The 19,093-nt window shown below is 72.0% G+C and carries 19 protein-coding genes; 16 read left to right on the forward strand and 3 right to left on the reverse strand.

Annotated features, from left to right (window positions below):
• The first annotated feature begins 19 nt into the window (after positions 1–19).
• The 4 genes from ACTWPW_RS27980 (at position 20) to ACTWPW_RS27995 (ending at position 5,642) form a co-directional block, all read left to right on the forward strand.
• Positions 20–2,056, forward strand: a complete 2,037-nt coding sequence (locus ACTWPW_RS27980) for a dipeptide ABC transporter ATP-binding protein (RefSeq protein ID WP_443170386.1) — start codon at positions 20–22, stop codon at positions 2,054–2,056.
• Between the two features lie 62 nt (positions 2,057–2,118).
• The gene (locus tag ACTWPW_RS27985) at positions 2,119–2,733 is read left to right on the forward strand and encodes an acyl-CoA-like ligand-binding transcription factor (protein WP_375112766.1); all 615 of its coding nucleotides are present in this window, start codon (positions 2,119–2,121) and stop codon (positions 2,731–2,733) included.
• Between the two features lie 107 nt (positions 2,734–2,840).
• Positions 2,841–4,421, forward strand: a complete 1,581-nt coding sequence (locus ACTWPW_RS27990; RefSeq protein WP_375112767.1) for an MDR family MFS transporter — start codon at positions 2,841–2,843, stop codon at positions 4,419–4,421.
• Between the two features lie 231 nt (positions 4,422–4,652).
• Positions 4,653–5,642, forward strand: a complete 990-nt coding sequence (locus tag ACTWPW_RS27995) for a hypothetical protein (RefSeq protein WP_375112768.1) — start codon at positions 4,653–4,655, stop codon at positions 5,640–5,642.
• Positions 5,643–5,710: 68 nt separating this feature from the next.
• Here the strand turns inward: ACTWPW_RS27995 and ACTWPW_RS28000 are convergent, their stop codons facing one another.
• Entirely contained in the window at positions 5,711–6,124 is a 414-nt protein-coding gene (locus ACTWPW_RS28000) for a nuclear transport factor 2 family protein (protein WP_375112769.1), read from the reverse strand.
• A gap of 89 nt (positions 6,125–6,213) precedes the next feature.
• On the opposite strand from ACTWPW_RS28000, the gene ACTWPW_RS28005 reads away from it, so the two are divergent.
• The 8 genes from ACTWPW_RS28005 (at position 6,214) to ACTWPW_RS28040 (ending at position 12,941) form a co-directional block, all read left to right on the forward strand.
• Entirely contained in the window at positions 6,214–6,654 is a 441-nt protein-coding gene (locus tag ACTWPW_RS28005) for a MarR family winged helix-turn-helix transcriptional regulator (RefSeq protein ID WP_443170387.1), read from the forward strand.
• Positions 6,655–6,718: 64 nt separating this feature from the next.
• Positions 6,719–7,204: a MarR family winged helix-turn-helix transcriptional regulator gene (locus ACTWPW_RS28010; RefSeq protein WP_375112771.1), complete on the forward strand. Its 486-nt coding sequence runs from the start codon at positions 6,719–6,721 to the stop codon at positions 7,202–7,204.
• A gap of 135 nt (positions 7,205–7,339) precedes the next feature.
• The gene (locus ACTWPW_RS28015; protein WP_443170388.1) at positions 7,340–8,257 is read left to right on the forward strand and encodes a nitroreductase; all 918 of its coding nucleotides are present in this window, start codon (positions 7,340–7,342) and stop codon (positions 8,255–8,257) included.
• A 43-nt stretch (positions 8,258–8,300) separates the two neighbouring features.
• Entirely contained in the window at positions 8,301–9,149 is an 849-nt protein-coding gene (locus ACTWPW_RS28020) for an aldo/keto reductase (protein WP_375112773.1), read from the forward strand.
• Positions 9,150–9,322: 173 nt separating this feature from the next.
• Positions 9,323–10,312, forward strand: coding sequence for a patatin-like phospholipase family protein (locus tag ACTWPW_RS28025; RefSeq protein ID WP_375112774.1), 990 nt, complete (start codon positions 9,323–9,325; stop codon positions 10,310–10,312).
• Positions 10,309–11,514 carry a macrolide family glycosyltransferase gene (locus ACTWPW_RS28030; protein WP_443170389.1) on the forward strand — a complete coding sequence of 402 codons (1,206 nt, stop codon included), beginning with the start codon at positions 10,309–10,311 and terminating at the stop codon, positions 11,512–11,514. The genes ACTWPW_RS28025 and ACTWPW_RS28030 overlap by 4 nt, the downstream gene beginning before the upstream one ends.
• A 3-nt stretch (positions 11,515–11,517) precedes the next feature.
• On the forward strand, positions 11,518–12,009 hold the full coding sequence (locus tag ACTWPW_RS28035; RefSeq protein ID WP_375112776.1) for a hypothetical protein: 492 nt from the start codon (positions 11,518–11,520) through the stop codon (positions 12,007–12,009).
• On the forward strand, positions 12,006–12,941 hold the full coding sequence (locus tag ACTWPW_RS28040; RefSeq protein ID WP_375112777.1) for a hypothetical protein: 936 nt from the start codon (positions 12,006–12,008) through the stop codon (positions 12,939–12,941). Before ACTWPW_RS28035 ends, ACTWPW_RS28040 begins: the two co-directional genes overlap by 4 nt.
• A gap of 76 nt (positions 12,942–13,017) precedes the next feature.
• Here ACTWPW_RS28040 and ACTWPW_RS28045 read toward each other — a convergent pair whose 3' ends face one another.
• Positions 13,018–13,404: a winged helix-turn-helix transcriptional regulator gene (locus ACTWPW_RS28045; RefSeq protein WP_375112778.1), complete on the reverse strand. Its 387-nt coding sequence runs from the start codon at positions 13,402–13,404 to the stop codon at positions 13,018–13,020.
• Positions 13,405–13,508: 104 nt separating this feature from the next.
• Here ACTWPW_RS28045 and ACTWPW_RS28050 point away from each other — a divergent pair, with 104 nt between their 5' ends.
• Both ACTWPW_RS28050 and ACTWPW_RS28055 read left to right on the forward strand, forming a co-directional pair.
• The gene (locus ACTWPW_RS28050; RefSeq protein WP_443170390.1) at positions 13,509–13,904 is read left to right on the forward strand and encodes a PPOX class F420-dependent oxidoreductase; all 396 of its coding nucleotides are present in this window, start codon (positions 13,509–13,511) and stop codon (positions 13,902–13,904) included.
• A gap of 330 nt (positions 13,905–14,234) precedes the next feature.
• Positions 14,235–14,714 (forward strand): hypothetical protein, encoded by a 480-nt coding sequence (locus ACTWPW_RS28055; protein ID WP_375112780.1) that lies wholly within the window; start codon positions 14,235–14,237, stop codon positions 14,712–14,714.
• A gap of 39 nt (positions 14,715–14,753) precedes the next feature.
• On the opposite strand, the gene ACTWPW_RS28060 is transcribed toward ACTWPW_RS28055, so the two are convergent.
• A complete protein-coding gene (locus ACTWPW_RS28060; protein ID WP_443170391.1) occupies positions 14,754–16,814 on the reverse strand; it encodes an amylo-alpha-1,6-glucosidase in 2,061 nt (686 codons plus the stop codon).
• A gap of 102 nt (positions 16,815–16,916) precedes the next feature.
• Here ACTWPW_RS28060 and ACTWPW_RS28065 point away from each other — a divergent pair, with 102 nt between their 5' ends.
• Complete coding sequence (locus tag ACTWPW_RS28065) at positions 16,917–17,864, forward strand: LacI family DNA-binding transcriptional regulator (RefSeq protein ID WP_443170392.1); 948 nt, start codon at positions 16,917–16,919, stop codon at positions 17,862–17,864.
• Positions 17,865–17,866: 2 nt separating this feature from the next.
• Positions 17,867–19,090, forward strand: coding sequence for a sugar ABC transporter substrate-binding protein (locus ACTWPW_RS28070; RefSeq protein ID WP_443170393.1), 1,224 nt, complete (start codon positions 17,867–17,869; stop codon positions 19,088–19,090).
• Positions 19,091–19,093 lie beyond the last annotated feature (3 nt).

Genomic DNA, 19,093 nt, shown 5'->3' on the forward strand with positions numbered 1-19,093 from the left:
GCACGGAAAGGGGCAAGTGATGCCCGACGGTGACGTTCTGGCCATCGAGCGCCTGTCGGCCGGCATCCGGCTGAGGAGGTCAGCGGTCGACGTCGTCAGGGCCGTGGACCTGCGGCTGCGCCCGGGCGAGACCCTCGGGCTGGTGGGCGAGTCCGGCAGCGGGAAGTCGATGACCGGCCTGTCGATCATGGGCCTGCTGCCGCCCGGCGGCCAGATCACCGAGGGCTCGATCAAGCTCGACGGCCGGGAGCTGGTCGGCCTGCCCGAACGGGAGTACCAGCGGATCCGCGGCAACGAGATCGCCATGGTCTTCCAGGATCCGATGACCTCGCTCAACCCCACCAAGACCATCGGCGAGCAGGTCGCCGAGCCGATCAGGCTGCACCTCGGCGCGAGCCCGAGGCAGGCGCGCGAGCGGGCGATCGAGATGCTCGCGCTGGTCGGCATCGCCCGCCCCGCCGAGAGGTTCGGCGACCACCCGCACCAGCTCTCCGGCGGGCTGCGGCAGCGGGTCATGATCGCCATGGCCCTGTCCTGCGAGCCGAAGGTGCTGATCGCCGACGAGCCGACGACGGCGCTGGACGTGACCGTCCAGGCCCAGGTCCTGCGGTTGCTGCACGACCTCAAGGACCGCCTCGGGATGGCCATGCTGCTGATCACCCACGACATGGGCGTGATCGCGCGCTGGGCCGACCGGGTCAGCGTCATGTACGGGGGCGGCATCGTCGAGAGCGCGCGCACCGGCGAGCTCTTCGCCGGGATGCGGCACCCGTACACACAGGCGCTGCTGGCGTGCACGCCACGGCTGACCCAGCGGCGCGAGCACACCCTCTACTCCATCCCCGGCGCCCCTCCCGACCTGGCCGACCCGCCGGCCGGCTGCCGTTTCGCCGCCCGCTGCGCGCACGCCACCGACCGCTGCGCGGGCGCGGCGCCCCCGCTCGCCGAGTCGCGCCCGGGACACCTGCTGGCCTGCTGGCACCCGGTCGACGGGCCGCTCGCGCCGGTCACCGGCCCCGCGGCGGCGACGGCGCGGGACGGTCGGGCGGCCGAGCCGGTGCTGACCGTCGACGACCTCGTCAAGGAGTACGGCGCGCCGCGCCGCTTCCCTCTGCTCGGCCCCGCGCGCAGCGTCAAGGCCGTGTCCGGGGTGTCGTTCGAGGTCCGGGCCGGCCAGACCTTCGGGCTGGTCGGCGAGAGCGGCTGCGGCAAGAGCACCCTGGCCAAGATGATCGTCGCGCTGGAGCAGCCCTCCTCGGGCAGCGTCACGGCCCTCGGCGGCAGGCTGAACGGGCTGCGCGGGCGGAGCCTGCGCCGGCATCGGCGCAACCTGCAGATGATGTTCCAGGATCCGCTGGACGCGCTCGACCCGCGCATGCGCGTCGGCGCCATCCTGCGCGAGCCGTTCGAGGCCCAGGGCATCGGCACCGCCGAGGAGCAGGTGGCGGCGATCAGGGAGCTGCTCGACGAGGTCGGGCTGCCGCACAGCGTGCTGGAGCGCCATCCGCACGAGTTCTCCGGCGGGCAGCGGCAGCGCATCGCGCTGGCCAGGGCGCTCGCGCTCAACCCGCGGGTGATCGTGGCCGACGAGCCGGTGAGCGCGCTGGACGTGTCGATCCGGTCGCAGGTGCTCAACCTGATGAAGCGGCTGCAGGCCAAGCACGAGCTCACCTATGTCGTGATTTCTCATGACCTGACGGTGGTGCGGTACATGGCGGACACCGTCGGGGTGATGTATCTCGGCAAGCTCGTCGAGATCGGGCCGGCGGATGACATCTACCTCCGTCCCGTGCACCCGTACACCGCGAGCCTGATCGCCGCGATCCCGGAGCCGGATCCTGGCGCGGGAGAGGCCGCCGATCCGGTGGAGCTCGGCTCGGAGCTGCCCAGCCCGCTCGACCCGCCCTCGGGGTGCCGCTTCCGCACCCGGTGCCCGCGGGCGCGGGCCCGGTGCGCCGAGGAGGAGCCGGCGCTGCTCGGGTTCGACCCCGGGCACGCGGCGGCCTGCCACTTCCCGCTCAGGGAGCCGCAGGACGCCGTACCGTCCCGTATGTGATCTGCCGCACTTCAGATCCTGAAACATTGCAGGATCTGAAAGTTTTTCCCTACTCTGGCATCGTGACCATTGTGGACAGCGCTGACGAACTCGGCCGGAGGGATCGGAAGAAGCTCGAGACCCGCGCAGCGCTGGAGCACGCCGCCCTGACGCTGGTGGCCGAGCGCGGCCTGGCGGCGGTCACGGTGGAGGACATCGCCGAGGCGGTGGACGTCTCCTCGCGTACGTTCTTCAACTACTTCCCGTCCAAGGAGGACGCGCTCATCGGCCCGGGCCCGGCGTCCGCCGCCGGGCTGCGCGACAGGCTGGAGGCCGTGCCCCCGGACGTACCGGTCCTGGAGGCGCTGCGGCTGCTGGCGCGGGGCGAGGCCGAGCACGTCCAGGAACAGCGCGAGCAGTGGCTGCTGCGGCTGAAGGTGTTCGAGCAGAACCCCTCGCTTCTCCCCCGGCTCGTCGCCGGCGGCACCGAGACCGAGCGCGTCGTCACGGAGGCCGTCGCCCGCCGGGCCGGTGTCGAACCCGTCACGACCGGCTATCCGGAGCTGGCCACCGCGGCGGCCCTGGCGGCCTTCCGGGTGGCGATGCTCCGGTGGAGCGCCGCGGGCGGCCGCCCGGAGCTGGTGGACCTGGTCGACGAGGCCTTCTCCCAGCTCGCCGCCGGCCTGCCCAACCCCTGACCGCCCCGGTCACGTCCTTTCCGACTGTCCCGTAAACGTTTCCGTCGAGCCGGCGTCCGCACGAATCCCGCGGAGCGCCGGCCGCTGCCCGAGAAAATCGAGGAAAGATGACATCCACCAGCGCGCAGCCCGAGCCCGTGGCCGCGGCGCCCACGTCCAGGAGAAAGGTTCTGCAGGCGCTGTCAGGGCTGATGGTGGGCATGTTCGTGTCCATCCTGGCCTCGACCGTCGTGGCCAACGCCCTGCCGCGCATCATCACCGAGCTGCGGGGCTCGCAGACCGTCTACACCTGGATCGTCACCTCCGAGCTGCTGGCCATGACGGCCACGGTGCCGCTCTGGGGCAAGATGGCCGACCTGTACAACAAGAAGCTGCTGATCCAGCTCTCGCTGGGCCTGTTCGTGGCGGGCTCGCTGATCGCGGGCCTCACCCCGAACGTGGAGGTCCTCATCGTCAGCCGCGTCGTCCAGGGCGTCGGCGCCGGCGGCATGACCGCGCTGGCCATGATCGTGATGGCCGCCATGATCCCGCCGCGTGAGCTCGGCCGCTACGCCGGCATCTTCGGCGCCGTGTTCGGCGTCGGCACCGTGGCGGGGCCGCTCATCGGCGGCGTGCTGGTGGACACCTCCTGGCTCGGCTGGCGCTGGTGCTTCCTGCTCGGCGTGCCGTTCACGATCGTGGCCATCATCCTGCTGCAGCGCACGCTCGAGCTGCCGGTGGTCCGCAAGGACGTCAAGGTCGACTACCTGGGCGCGCTGCTCATCACCGTGGGCGTGTCCACCCTGCTGATCTGGTCGTCGCTGGCGGGCAACCAGTTCGCGTGGGGCTCCTGGCAGACCGCCGTGCTCGTGAGCGCCGGCGTGCTCATCCTCGCGCTGGCCGTCTGGGTGGAGTCCCGGGCCGCCGAGCCGATCATCCCCCTGTCCCTCTTCAGGAACCGCACCGTCGCCCTCGCCACCGTGGCCAGCGTGCTGGTCGGTGTGGCCATGTTCGGCGGCACGGTCTTCCTGTCGCAGTACTTCCAGGTGGCGCTCGGCAAGTCGCCGACGGTCGCCGGCCTGATGAGCCTGCCGATGGTGTTCGGCCTGCTGATCTCCTCGACCGTAGCGGGTCAGCTCATCACCAAGTGGGGCCGCTGGAAGGGCTTCCTGGTGGCCGGCGGCGTCGTCATGCTCGGCGGGATGGGCCTGCTCAGCACCATCGACGGGCAGACCGGCACGGTGCTGCTGGGCGCCTACATGGCGGTGCTCGGCATCGGCGTCGGCATGCTCATGCAGAACCTGGTCCTGGCCGCCCAGAACGACGTGCCCGCCCACGACCTGGGCGCCACCACCTCGGCGCTGACCTTCTTCCGCAGCATGGGCGGCGCCGTCGGCGTCAGCGCCCTGGGCGCGGTGCTGGCCAACCGGATCACCACGCTCATGACCGAGAAGCTCGGCCCGATGGCCGCCGCGGGCGGCGGGGGCGGCGACTCGCACGCCGTACCCGACATCTCCAAGCTGCCCGCTCCCGTCGTCCGCGTCATCCAGGACGTGTACGCGACCGCGACCGCCGAGCTGTTCCTCATCGGCGTCCCGCTCACCGCGCTCGCGCTGGTGGCGGTGCTGTTCATCAAGGAGAAGCCGCTCAACACGCTGTCGGGCGAGGAGCGCCTGGCCCAGGAGCGCGCCGCGGCCGCCAGCCACTGATCGGCCCGGCGGGCCGACGTCGTCCATCCCCAGCGACATCGGCCCCCCCCCCCCCCGCCACCGGACCGGCCGGCCGCTGCGGCCGGACATCGGGAGCGCCAGGTTCCGCATGGCTGCGGTTTCGGCGACATTTCCGGGCCTGGCCGAATACCGTGGCTCATTGACGATCAGCCAAGCCAGCAAGCCTTCCGGAGTCTCTTCTTGCGCACCGCAGCGGCAATCCTGTCTTTCGTGCTCGCCATCACCATCCTGCCCGTCCAGCCGGCCACCGCCGCGGCGCTGCCGGGCGGCAAGACCACCTATGTCATCTCGCAGGGCCATCTGAAGGCCGCCTCCCAGCAGAACTGGGTACGCCTGGGCAACTACCGCTTCGCCGCCGACGGCACGGTACGGGCCGCCCTGTACCTGTGGTGGCAGCGTCACCCCCAGGCCCGGCAGCGCACCGGCACCGTCCCCGACCCGAGCTGCACCACCAAGGCGGGCGGTTCCCAATCGCGGCCCCGTGCCTGCGAGGTGCTCACCGCCGGGGGCTTCACCGGCGCCCCCGACGAGACCCGCACCGGGACGTACACCGTGGCGGGCAACGTGCTCACCATCCGGTGGAAGATCGCCCAGACGTGGACGGAACAGTGGTACGTGCGGTCCTCCCCCGACGGCAAGCTGGCCCGCCTGGACCTCAAGCGGAGCACGCTGGCCACGCACGGGTACGGCTACGGCAGCAACGCCGCGGTCGGCACGCGGCGCGCGATGAGCTCGGTGAAGGCGTTCCCCGGCTCGCTCAGGCAGGACCTGACGAGCTGGGCGAGCGGCAAGCTCGTCACCTCCGGCGACCAGCCGTTCGGCCACTCGGCCTTCCGCGCCTGCGCCGCCACCACCTCGTGCCTGACCTACCTGCAACCGTCCTCGCGCGGCGCCTGCCAGAAGTCGGGTGGCTGCCCCAAGTACGGCGGCGGAACGCGCCCCAACATCAGCTCCATCCAGTACTACCTGACGATGATCTCCAAGTCCGACCGCCGCGACACGCTCTGGCACTGGTGCACGTGCCTGGCGATGGAGCGCCGTGAGTTCTGCTACACCGGCAACTCCCACGTCAAACCGCTCATGCAGATCATCGACGACGCGGGCGCCTTCCGCGGCTGGGTCGGCGCGGAGGCCTCCTTCTCGACCGGCTCCCGGGCGACGGACATGCTGGCGGTGCTGCGCATCTCCGACTTCCGCTGACCGGCCGGGCGGCGGCCCCGGCGGCCGCCGCCCGAGGTGGCCTTCCGGGCCTGCTTCCCGGAGCCGGATCAGCCCTCGCGTGTCCAGGCGGGCGTGATCCGCACCTCGCGGAGTCGCCAGCCCGCCGGCGTCCGCACGACGGTGGAGGTCATCCGCAGGCCGCCGGTGAAGTGGGGGGCTTGACCATCGCGGTAGTAGTACACCAGCGAGTTCGCCGAGGCGGCCGCCCGGTCCCCGTCGAGGTCAACCAGCAGGTCAGTGGTCGTGTGCTGGGTGTGCTGCCCCTCGACCTCACCCTGTCGCATGAAGCTGACGACCTTGTCGATGCCGTGGAGCTCACCCCCGCGCGGCGAGTGCACCGCCACGTCGTCGGCGAAGACGGTGTCCGCTTCCTCCCACCGCTGCTCGTCGAGCAGGCGCGCGAAGCGGGTGAACAGGTCGGCGATCTCGATACGGTCGGCGATCAAAGTATCCGTGAACATGACATTCCTCTTTCGTTGGCGTCTCCAACATTGGCAACGCCAACTATACAGAAAATCATTGGATTCGCCAACGATGTAGGGTGACTGCCGTGGAAGAGACTCCCGCACGCCTGACCGCGAAGCCGAGCTGGCTGCTCACCCAGCTGGCGATGCACGCCCACCGCCTGGCGTCCGACGGCTTCGCCGAGGCGGGCGCGCGCGGCTACCACTACCGGATCCTGGCCGCGCTCGACGAGTTCGGGGTGGCCAGCCAGGCCGAGCTCGGCCGCCGGTGCAACATGGACCGCAGCGACGTCGTGGCGGCCATCAACGAACTGGCCGGGCAGGGTCTCGTCGAGCGCACGCCCGACCCCGGCGACCGCAGGCGCAACATGGTCTCCCTCACCGAGGCGGGCGACCGGCAACTGGGACGCCTCGACCGGGCGCTCGACAGGGTGCAGGACGACCTGCTCGGACCACTCCCGGCCGAGGACCGTCAGACCTTGACCCGCCTGCTCACCCGGCTGCTCACCCACCACCAACAGGGCTGAGCACGCCACAGTTCATATCAACTGAGACCGTATCGGATGAAATGGTGTTCGGTAGCATGTCCCCATGACCACCGACGTTCCTCACCAGGCCACCACCTCGCGCGCGACCGACCGCCCCGGGGACACCTCACCTTTCGCCCTCGGCCTGCTGCTGCGCCAGGCACACTGGCGCGCGGCCGCGGTGATGACGGAGGCGCTTCGGCCGCTCGGCATCGAGCTCCGGCATTTCGCCGTGCTGATCGTCCTGATGGACCGCGGGCCCACGGTGCAGCGGGACCTGGCGGCGGCAACGGGGTCGGACAAGGCCGGCGTCATGCGGGTCGTGGACGACCTGGAGCGCAAGGGGCTGGCCGTCCGCAAGACCGTTCCGGGGGACCGGCGGGTGCGGGTGGTCGAGATCACACCTCAGGGCGTCGAGCTTTTCGACGCGGCCCATGTGGCGGCGGAGTCGCCGGCCGAGCGCCTGGTCGCCGGCCTGGAGCCCGGTGAGACCGAGCGGCTGAAGGAGTTGCTGACCCGGATCGCCTATCCCGCGGGCGGCGAGGCGTAGGCCCGGCCGCGCACCCGTGTCGTCACTGTGCGGGATTCCCATGTCCCGAAATCGTATTGAATGAGACCGTATCGTCTGATACGATAATGAATGTAACGAAACTAGACACGCCGAGCAGGCAAGGAGGTAAAGATCATGGATGTCTACGAGGCAGTCACGAGCCGACGGGCGGTGCGCGGATTCACCGGCCAGCCCGTCCCGATGGAGGTGCTGAAGCGCGTGCTGTCAGCCGCGGCCTGGGCGCCGTCCGGGTCGAACCTCCAGCCGTGGCACGTCTACGTGGTGACCGGCGAGCCGCTCGCCGAGATCAAGCGGCGCGCCGGCGAGCGCCTGGCCTCGGGTGATCCCTGGGACGAGCGCGAGTACGAGATGTACCCGGCCGCGCTGAAGTCCCCGTACCGTGAGCGCCGATCCGCCTTCGGGCGGGAGCGCTACGGCGCGCTCGGGATCGCGCGCGACGACTGGGAGGCGCGCCAGAGGGCCGCGGCCGAGAACTGGCAGTGCTTCGGGGCGCCGGTCGCCCTGTTCTGCTACATCGACCGCGACATGGGCCCGCCCCAGTGGGCCGACCTCGGCATCTACCTGCAGACCGTCATGCTGCTGCTGCGCGCCGAAGGGCTGCACAGCTGCCCGCAGATGGCATGGTCGGTGTACCGCAACACCGTCTCGGAGGTCCTGCGCCCTCCGGACGAGCTCATCCTCTTCTGCGGCATGTCGATCGGGTTCGAGGACGTCTCGGTGCACCACCCCCGTACGGGCCGCGCGCCGCTCGATGAGACGGTCACGTTCGTCGGGGGTGCCGGTCCTGCGGCCGGGGCGCCGCCCTTCCGGGTCGGCTGCCGCCGCCCGGTGGCGGCCATGCGCTCGACCGGCCGGGCGCTGCGCAGAGGCAGCTCCCGTACGCCGCTGCGGTGGATCCACCCGAACAAGGAGCGCATCCACTCCAGCGGGCCGCACTGGACCGTGGTCCAGGCCCGGCGGACGTCCCCGCCTTCGTGCGCCGAACGGCACACGGCGGCGAGTGACCCGCCACAGCGCCGTGACCGCGGCTGACGACGCCCGGCCAAGGGCACCACATCACCTCACGTGGAGAGACATGACCAGCCAGTTCCGCCTCGGCGGTGACCTGATGATCGACCGGCTCGGCTTCGGCGCCATGCGCCTGCTCCAGGGCGGCCCCGGCGGGCCCGGGCGCGACCCCGGGGCCGCCGGCGCCGTCCTGCGCCGCGCCGTCGAGCTCGGTGTCGACCACATCGACACCGCCCACTTCTATCGCAACGAGGACGGGTCGGTGAGCGCCAACACCGTGATCCGCGAAGCCCTGTCCCCGCGTCCGGACAACCTGGTCATCGCCACCAAGGTCGGCCCGGTCTTCGGCCCGGGCGGCCCGCGCCAGGCCACCGCCGCGGAGCTCCGGCCCCAGGTCGAAGCCAACCTGGAAAGCCTCGGCCTGGACCGCCTGGACCTGGTCTATCTGCGCATCGGGAAGTCCGAACCGCCGCACGGCCAGTCGCTGGCCGAGCGCTTCGAGGCGCTCGCCGCGCTGCGCGAGGAGGGCCTGATCCGCCATCTGGGCATCAGCAACGTCGATGCCGCCCATCTCGCCGAGGCCCGTGCGATCGCTCCTGTCGCGGCCGTCCAGAACCACTTCCACCTCGCCAACCGCGCCGAGACGGCCGTCCTGGACGCCTGTACGGAGGCCGGCATCGCCTTCGTGCCCTTCTTCCCGCTCGGCGGCGGCCGGGCCGACATGGACGACCCCGGCTTGGTCAAGGTCGCCGGACGGCACGGCGCCACCGCCCACCAGGTCGCCCTGGCCTGGCTGCTGGCCCTGTCGCCGGTGGTCCTGGCCATCCCGGGCACCGGTTCCGTGGCTCACCTGGAGGAGAACCTGGCCGCCCGGTCGATCGGTCTCACCGAGGAGGACCTCGCCGACCTCGCCTGATCGCACCCGCGGGCCCACTTCCGCGCGGAGCGGTCCCCGAGCCGGCATGGCCGCCCGAGCCGGGCGCCACTGCGGAATCTCCCACGTAGGGCCTCCTGGCAGCTGCCCGGACCAAGTCGGCCGCCCTTGAGCAACGAATCCGCATGAGGCGCCGTAGTGAGAGAGGACGGACCATGAGGGTTACCAGTCATCGGAGATCGGCCTCCTCGGCCCTCAACGGCTTCGAGCGGGCGCACTCCTCGCCGTCGAGCCGCCCGCCGGTGGGCTTGCACGCCCTCCCCCGTCCCGTGGCGGTGGTGGTCGGCGGCGGCGGGGTGCTCGGGGCCGCGCAGGTGGGTATCGGGTACGCGTTGGAGCAGCGGGGATTCGTCCCCGACCTGATCGTCGGGACGTCGGTGGGCGCCCTCAACGGAGCGATCGCGGCCGCCCATCCCGGCAAGGCCGCGCCGTGGCTGGATCTCGTCTGGACCCACGCGCGCCGCCGTCAGGTGTTCCCGTTCGGCTACCTGCCCTCGCGGGCCAGCGTCTTCGGCGATCGGGGCCTGCGCCGGCTGATCGCCGGGGCCGCGCTGCCGTCGCGGATCGAGGACCTGGCGGTCCCCTTCACGGCGGTGGCCATGGATCTGGCCACCGGCGCTCAGGTGCTGCTCGACCGCGGGGACCTCGAGTCCGCGCTGCTGGCCAGCGCGGCCATTCCCGGCATCCTGCCTCCGGTGGAGCGGGAGGGCCGGACGCTCGTCGACGGCGGCGTGATCGCCTTCGTCCCGGTACGGGCGGCGCTGCAGGCAGGAGCGGCCAGCGTGGTCGTGCTGTCGACCGGTCAGACGAGCTCGCCGCCGCGCCCGGCCGGCCCGCCCCGGTGGCCCGGCGGGGTCGCCGCCCGGGCCGGGCTGCTGCTGTTGCGGCATCAGATCGAGCGCGACCTGGACGAGGTGTCCGAACGGATCCCGACCGTCGTGCTGCCCACCGGCGTCGAGAGCTGGCCCGCCCCGTGGGACTTCCGCCATTCCCGGCGGCTGATCCACACCGCCTCGCTCACGGCGGGCCGCTTTCTCGACGGGCTGCGCATCAACGGGCCCGGGCTGTACCGGGCCGAGAGCCCTCCGGCGGCGCCGGCCGTCGTGGGCAGGGCACGAACCGCCGTATGGGAGGTCGGCCGATGAGCACCATCTCATTCCTCAACATCGCCATGCACGGGCACATCAACCCGACCCTGCCGGTCGTGGCCGAGCTCGTCCGTCGCGGGCACACGGTCACCTATCACACCTCGCCCGCGTTCGCGCGGGAGATCGAGGCCGCCGGTGCGACCGTGTGCCGCTACCCCGGGGGTGACCAGCCGCTGCCCGATCCCCCGCTGCCGGTGACGATGCTGGACGGGCTCGCGCGCACCGCCGTCGGCCTGCTGCCCGCCGTGCTGGCCGATCTGCGGCGGATCCGGCCCGACCTGATCGTGCACGGCGCCGCCTGCCCCTGGGGTGCGGTCGCCGCCCGCGAGCTCGGGGTGCCGGCGGCGGCGGCGTACACCACGTTCGCGTTCAACCACTACGCGCCGAGCCCCACCCGCGCCTCGTGGGAGCTGCTGGCCACGGCGGCGACCCGGCCCCGCACCGTCCAGGGCTACCTGCGGGCGCGGCGGGAGCTGTCGCGCCGCTACGACACCCACGGGTTGCCGCTGATCGACCTGGCGAACGTGCGCCAGCCGCTCAACCTGGTCTTCACCTCGCGCGTGTTCCAGCCCGGCGCCGACGCCTTCGACGGGTCCTACCGGTTCGTCGGCCCGAGCCTGGGCGCCCGTCCGCCCGACCCGTCGTTTCCGGCCGATCGCCTGCGCGATCCGGTGCTGTACGCCTCGCTGGGCACCGTGTTCAACGCCGGCCCTGAGCTGCTGCGCACCTTCGCCACCGCGCTGGCCCCGCTGGCCGGCACCGTGGTCATCTCCACCGGGCACACCGACCCGGCCGCGCTGGAACCGCTGCCGGCCAACGTGCTCGCCCGCCGCTGCGTACCGCAACCGGAGGTGCTGGCCCGCGCGGCGCTGTTCGTCACGCACGGGGGGATGAACAGCGTGAACGAGGCCATGCACGCCGGGGTCCCGATGCTGGTGATCCCGCAGGGCGCCGATCAGCCGCTGGTGGCCCGGCGGGTCGTCGAGCTCGGCACCGGCCTGTCCCTGCGCACCCAGGACGCCACCGCCGAAGCGGTGAACGCCCTCGCCCGGCGCCTGCTCGACGAGCCGCGCTTCCGCACCGCGGCCGCCACCATGCGGCTCGCCCAGCGGGAGGCAGGCGGCTACCTGCGCGCCACCGACGAACTCGAGAGCTACCTGTACCAGGCCGGCCGGCCGGCAGTGCCCCAGGAGTGCTGAGCGATGTCACCCCTCGTTGCCGTCGTGCTGCTGCTGGCCGGGCTGTCGGAGTCCGCCGGCCGGATCCTGCCCCTGATCGCTCGCCGGCCCAGCGTGTCGCGATCCCATGCGATCCGGCTGCTGCTGATCGGGGCCGTGGTCGAGGCCTCGGTGTTCGCGCTGTGGCCACAGACCGCCTGGACCCTCGCCGAGCTGGCCCTGTCCGCTCCGGTGTCCGGCGTGGCCGCGCTCACCTGGACCCCCGGCCTGGCCGCCCCGCTCGTGTGCGCCGCCGTCCTCGCCTTCCCGCTGCTCGGTCCCCTGCTGCACCTGCTGCTCCTGGTAGGGGTCGGGGCCGGCCTCGTCACCCCGCTCGCCACGACGACGGGGCTGGACTGGTGGCCCGCGGCAGGCTGCGTGACCATCGCCGGAGTCGGGCTCGGCCTCGCCGTCGAGGCCGTGCGGCGCCTGGTCATGAAGATCAGCACCACCCGGTGGCGGGAGCTGCTCGCATGATCGATTTCCCGCTCCTGGCCCTGGTGCTCGGCCCGGTCCTGCTCGCCGAGGCCCTGCTGGCCCGCTACGAGGTGCTCGTCTACACCGCCGGCTGGCGCAGGCCCACCACCGAGCTGCCCCACGGCATGCCCTACGCCCGAGGCGCGGACCCCGACCGGCCGCCGGAGGCGTACCTCGTCTACCTGGACGGCATCGGCAAGCGCCGCTTCCGCGACACCCGCGACGGCGGCCAGCTGGTCAGCGCCCTGATCGCCGCGGCGCCGGAGCTACGCGTGCTCGGCCAGGTGCAGCCCTACTCGCCGCTGGCCGACCCGCTCGTCAACCGGCCCGTGTGGGAATGGCTGCGCCACCACATCGCCATCGTGCTGTTCCTGCACAACGTCATGCAGATCTTCGTCGCCGCCGACCACCGCTACCGCCCCCTGTACAACCGGGCCGTCGGCGCCCAGATCGCCGAGCAGCTGCGCCGGGCCGGCTACCAGCCCGGCAGCGGCATCCCGGTCGTGCTGCTCAGCTACAGCGGCGGCGCCCAGGTCGCCACCGGCGCGGTGACCGAACTGCACACCCGGCTGCACGCCCCGCTCCTGCTGGTCACCATCGGCGGCTTCCACAACGGCGCCAACGACCTCACCCACGCCCGCCACCTCCACCAGCTCACCAGCGCCCACGACCAGATCGAACGGCTCTCCACCTGGATCTTCCCGCAACGCTGGCCACTGTTCCGCGGCAGCGGATGGAACCGGGCCATCCGCGCCGGAAAGGTCACCGTGCACCGGCTCGACCCGGCCACCCACGTGGGGCAGCGCAGCTACATCAACCCCGAGGCGCTGCTGCCCGACGGCCGCAGCCACCTCGACCGCACCACCGACACGGTGATCGCCCTCATCCGGGCCCACCGGGTCACGCCGGAGCGCCAGCCTCGACCGTCGTGATCGCCGTCCGGAACGGGGACGCCGAGCCGAGGCGATGACGGCGTGCCCCGTTCCGGGCCCCCCGCGCGCGTGGGCGTCATCGCGGGGTGGAGGTGTCGTAGGCGGCCCGGGCGCGCGTGACGGCGGCGCGGTGGCGTTCGGCCCACTCGGTGAGCCCCGCCAGATGGTCGTAGAGCTCGCGGGCCATGTCGGTGGCGGTGTATTCGACCTTGGGCGGCACCGTGGGGTGGACGGTCCGGGTCAGCAGGCCGTCCCGCTCGAGGTTGCGCAGTGTCAGGGTGAGCATGCGCCGGCTGATGCCGTTGATCGAGCGCTCCAGCTCGGTGAAGCGTACCGGCCCGCGGGTGGCCTCCATCAGGATGCCGATGCTCCATTTGCCGCTCACCCGGTTGAGCACCTCCAGGACCGTGCACGCCTCCGAGGCGCCGGCCTGCTCGGTCACACAGGTGTTCCGCTGTGACATGAAAGTGCCTTCTTCCGCTGGAGCGCTCGGTCACCGATCATGGCCACGGTAACAAAAGGTGCCCTAAAGGGTTCACCGGTGGACGTTCGACGAAGAGGCCGACCATGACGATCACGTTCGACGACAAGACGCGCACGCTTCTCGACGGCAGGAACTTCGCCACCGTCGCGACCCTGAACCCCGACGGCGGCCCCCAGACGTCGGTCGTGTGGGTCCTGCGCGAAGGCGACACGGTGCTGTTCTCCAGCACGGCCGGCCGACGCAAGACCCGCAACCTCACCCGGGACCCGCGGATCAGCCTGACCGTCTTCGACACCAGTGATCCGTACCAGTCCGTGGAGATCCGCGGCACCGCCGAAGTGGTCGAGGACCACGACCGGGCGGTCCAGCTCGCGGTCTCGCACAAGTATCTGGGCCAGGACCCGCCGGCGGACCACGAGGGCACGGTACGAGTGGTCGTCCGCGTCATCCCTGACAAGATCCACGGTTTCCCGGCCTAGGAACCCGCGCCGGCCGAGTGGTGGTGCGGTGGGCGCCCGCGCTTTCCGGGCGCGTTCTGGCCGGGCCGCGGAATGCCGGCCTGAATGCGGTGGTGCCGGAAATGAAAATTTCACCGGTCCCGCCCATGTCATGGACCGGTCTGCCGCCCGGCCCTTCGCTGGTGGCGGCCGGAACGGCATTCAGGGCGCAAAACCGCGGCGCGGTTTAACGTCCAGCCGGAATCGCGGCGTTTATTGGCCGCCTGGACCGGCTGCTCATTTCCGCAAATAATCGCCGAGCGTCACTCGTACACGCCAGGAAAGAAACCCAGGAAAGAAACGAGGTGCGACTTGGCAGCACGTTCCGGAGTACGCCGCGCGACGAGGTCGATCGCCGTCGCCATCGCGGCGCTCGCCACCGCTCTCCTGCCCCTCGGCGCCGCGCATGCGGCGTACGGCCCGGACCAGCCGGTCTACATCCAGGTGAACGCGACGGACCCCTACAACACGGGGCTGGCCCGGCTGGAGGGCACGGTGGCGTTCGACGACGGGGACACGATGTTCCGGTATTCGCTGCGGTTGTGCTGGCTGCACGCCTACCCCGCGCCCAACCTCAGCATCGTCGTCAACGGCACGACCCAGCTTTGGCCGGCCTCCACCGGCTCGACGACCACCCCGGGCTGCCAGCAGACGTCCCTGTACGCCGCGGAGGTGAACCACGGCGGCGCCGTCGGCAACGTCCGCTTCGACGTGACCGGCGGCTGGTTCTATCCCGGCAACCAGTACAACACGCGCACCAAGTCGTACACCGTGGACAATCCCTACACCTGACCGCACAGCACGCCGGAGGGGAGCGCCGCCGCGCTCCCCTCACGGGATCAGGAGCGAGACGCCCGCGGGCAGGCCCCTGACGCGTGCCGTGCCCGACCGCTCGACCGTCACGTCCACGGGAGCCCCGGCCACGCGCAGCCCGCGCACCGTCAGCGCGCCCAGGGGCGCGCCGGGCAGCGGGCGGATGGCCGCGCGGCCTGCGGGGACGTCCGGGTACAGCCCGACGGCGGCGTGGAGGACCGCGATGGCCGCCGCCGCCGACCACGCCTGGGGGCGGCAGGCCGCGGGGTACGGCACGGGGCGCCCCATGAGCGTGCGGTCGTCGCCGGCGTGGAGTTCGGGCAGGCGGTAGCCGAAGGTCTCGGCGGCCGAGAGGAGCCCCTCGGCCAGGTCGGCGGCCAGGTCAGCGGCGGGGCTGTCGGCGGGCCCGCCGTGGCCCGAGCGGGCGAGGCCGGAGATGACGATGGCGGTGTCGTGCGTCCAGACGGAGCCGCAGTGGTAGGAGAGCGGGCTGAAGCCGGCGTCGGCGGTGGACATCGTACGGAGGCCGAAACCGCCGGACATGGCCGGACTTTTCAGTGTCTGGACGATCCGGAGTTCCTCGGCCGACGTGAGCAGGCCGGTGCCGAGGAGGTGCCCGATGTTGCTGGTCAGCGCGTCCACCGGGCGTTTGTCGCGGTCGAGGGCGAGCGCCGGGTATCCGCCGTCCACCCAGAACCGCTCGCGGAACCGCTCGGCCAGCCCGCCCGCGTAGTCGCGCCACCGCTCGGCGCCCGGCCTGCCGTACGCCTCCAGCAGCGCCGCCCCCGCCATGGCCGCCTCGTACGCGTACCCCTGGACCTCGACCAGGGCGATGGGCGGCTCGGCGCGGGTGCCGTCGTGGAAGCGCACGGCGTCGCCTGAGTCCTTCCAGCCCTGGTTGGCCAGGCCGCTGCCGCTGGTGTCGATGTATTCCAGGAAGCCGTCGCCGTCGGCGTCGCCGTGATCGGCGAGCCAGCCCAGCGCCGCCTCCAGCGGGGGCAGCAGCGCGGCCACCTCGGCCTCGGGCATGCCCCAGCGCCAGGCGTCGTGCAGCAGGGCGATCCAGAGCGGGGTGGCGTCGATGGTGCCGTAGTAGGCGGCGGGCAGGCGCAGCTCGTTGCCCTCGACGGCGAACTCGTGGCGGCGCAGCTCGTGCATGATCTTGCCGGGGGCCTCGCCGGAGGCGGCGTCCACCTTGCTCCCCTGGCGGCGGGCCAGGACGCGCAGGGTGCCCGCGGCCGGCCCGGTGCCGAGCGGGAGCAGCATGCGGGCGGCCCAGATGCTGTCGCGGCCGAAGAGTGTCAGGAACCAGGGCACGCCCGCGCCCAGGAACGTGTCCCCCGGCGCCGCCGTCTCGGTCAGCCGCAGCGACTCCAGGTCGTCGAGGGACTGGCGGGCCAGGCGTACCAGGCGGGCGTCGTCGGCCTCGACCTCGGGCCTGCTCCACTCCCGCGGGCCGGCCGGCGCCGCCACCACCGCCTTGGGGTCCGCCACGGAGGCGCCCCACCGCAACGTGACGCGCTCTCCTGGCGCCACCGTCACCTCCCGCCGCAACGCGGCGCCGGCGACCTCGAAGTCCGGCCCGGCGGCGGCGACGCGGATGCCGCCGGCCTGCCAGGTCAGCTCGCCGCCGCCCGCGGCGGGCGGGACCGGGGTGGCGGCGCCGCCCGACTTCACCACCTCGATGGGCGCGAAGTCGCAGCTCAGCTCGATGGTGACGGTGCAGGTGAAGGGGGCGGCCGCCGTGGAGGCGATCGTGAGCTCCTCCTCCATCGCGCCCGGCGTGACGCGGCGCACGCGGTCGATCCGCACCGTCGGGTCGGGGCCGGGGTCACCGAGCCAGCGGGCCAGCGAGACGAAGCGGGAGACCCCGGGACCCGGTACGGCGTGGCCGACCGGCTCGGGCTCGCGGCCGTCGATCCGCAGCCCGGCCTGGGAGAGCACCCGCGCGTCGGCGTGGAAGAGCCCCTGCACCCCGGCGGGCCTGATCTGGCCGTCGGCGCCGCTCAGCGCGGTCGTCGGGGCCAGGACGGTGCTGACCAGGTCGTGCAGCAGCGGTTGCAGGCGGTGGTCCGGCACGTGTGAGGCCCCCTTGACACTCCGTTAACTTGAACGATCTAATCCTGTCATACGCCTTTTGGATCGATCAAACTATTAGAAAGGCCATATATGGCGGCGAAGGTGACGATCGCCGATGTGGCGCGGCACGCCAACGTGTCCCGCCAGACCGTGTCGAACGTGCTGAACTCCCCCGAAGTGGTCAAGGAGGAGACCCGGCAGCGGGTGCTGGCCGCCGTCGAGGCCCTTGGCTACCGGGTGAGCGCCGCCGCCAGGCAGATGCGTACCGGCAGGTCGCGGCTCCTGGCCACCCGGATAGAGACGACCCAGGACGGCATGAACGTCTTCGACCGCTTCCTGCACGGCCTCACCGAGTCGGCGGCCGGGTCCGGCTACCGCGTGCTGCTCTACACCGCCACCGACGACCAGTCCGAGATCGCCGCGTTCGACCAGCTCCTGGGCGAGTTCGAGCCCGACGGGTTCGTGCTGACCAGCACCCACCACGGCGACGCGCGGACCTCCTGGCTGGCCGAGCGGGACCTGCCGTTCGTCACCTTCGGCCGGCCGTGGGGCACCTCGGAGGCCGGTCACCCCTGGGTGGACGTGGACGGCGCCGCCGGGACCGAGGCGGCCACCCGCCACCTCCTCGACGGCGGGCACCGCCGGATCGGCTTCCTCGGCTGGGAGACCGGCTCCGGCGTCGGCGACGACCGCAAGTCCGGCTGGTCCAGGACGCTGGCCGCCGGAGGGCTCGACACCGACCTGGCCATGGAGACCGACGGCACCCCGGCCCAAGGGCAGGCGGGCGCGCGGGAGCTGGTGGAGCGCGGGGCGACGGCCCTGGTCTGCGTCAGCGACTCGGTGGCCCTCGGAGCCCTGCAGGTCACCCCCTCCGTCGTGGGGTTCGACGACACCCCGGTGGCCGCCGCCATCGGGCTCACCACCCTCGGCCAGCCCCTCGCCGAGGCCGCCGCGCGCTGCGTGGAGCTGCTGACCGACCGCCTCTCGGGCCGCCCCACCGCGCCGCACGTGCTGCTCACTCCCACCCTGGTCATCCGAAAGGACCCCTGATCATGAAAAGCCTCGCGATCCCCGCGGCAGCCGCCGTACTCATGTCCGCGACGGCCTGCGGCAGCGGCTTCGACGACCAGCAGGCCGCGCCGCAACAGCAGAGCAGCGGCCCGGCCGCGCTCCAGGTCCTGATGGCCTCCTCCGGGGACGCCGAGACGAACGCGGTCAAGCAGGCGGCCGAGAGCTGGGCCAAGGCCAGCGGCAACACCGCCACCGTCACCCCGGCCCAGGACATCCACCAGCAGCTCGGCCAGGCGTTCGCGGGCAGCAACCCGCCGGACGTGTTCTACGTCGACGCCGCCCGCTTCGCCGACTACGCCAGCGTCGGCGCCCTGGAGCCGTACGGGGACAAGATCTCCGACAGCCAGGACTTCTATCCGAGCCTGCGCGAGACGTTCACCTACGACGGGAAGTTCTACTGCGCGCCCAAGGACTTCTCCACGCTCGCCCTGGTCGTCAACGACGAGCTGTGGAAGAAGAACGGGCTCACCGACGACGACCTGCCCACCACCTGGGACGAGCTCACGGCCGTCACCAAGAGGATCAAGGGCGTGACGCCGCTGACGTTCGGCGACAGCCGTGACCGGCTCGGCGTCTTCATGGTGCAGGCCGGCGGCTGGATCACCAGCGAGGACGGCAAGCAGGCCACCGGCGACAGCCCGGAGAACCTGGCCGCCCTGGAGTACGTCAAGGGCCTGCTCACCGGCAAGCAGGCCCAGTACGCCAAGGCGCTCGACGCCGAGTGGGGCGGCGAGGCGTTCGGCAAGGGCAAGGCCGCGATGACCATCGAGGGCAACTGGATCAAGGGCGCGCTGCGGGCCGACTATCCCGACGTGAAGTTCTCCGTCCACGAGCTGCCCGCCGGCCCCGAGGGCAAGGGCACGCTCTCCTTCACCCAATGCTGGGGCATCGCCGCCAAGTCCAAGAACAAGGCCGCGGCCATCGACTTCGTGGAGGCGATGACCAAGACCGACCAGCAGCTCGCCTTCGCCGAGGCGTTCGGCGTCATGCCGTCGCGGCAGGCGGCCAAGGAGGCCTACCTCAAGGAGTTCCCGGCCGACGCCGCCTTCGTCAACGGCGTCGAGTACGCGCAGGGCCCGGTGAACGCCCCCAAGATGGACAGCGTCCTGTCCGACTTCGACACCGGGCTGCAGCAGCTGGCCACCCAGGATCCCAAGACGATCCTGGCCAGGCTGCAGAAGAACACCCAGAGCGCGCTCGGCTGACAT

Source organism: Nonomuraea sp. KM90, assembly GCF_052246675.1.
Taxonomy (GTDB): Bacteria; Actinomycetota; Actinomycetes; order Streptosporangiales; family Streptosporangiaceae; genus Nonomuraea.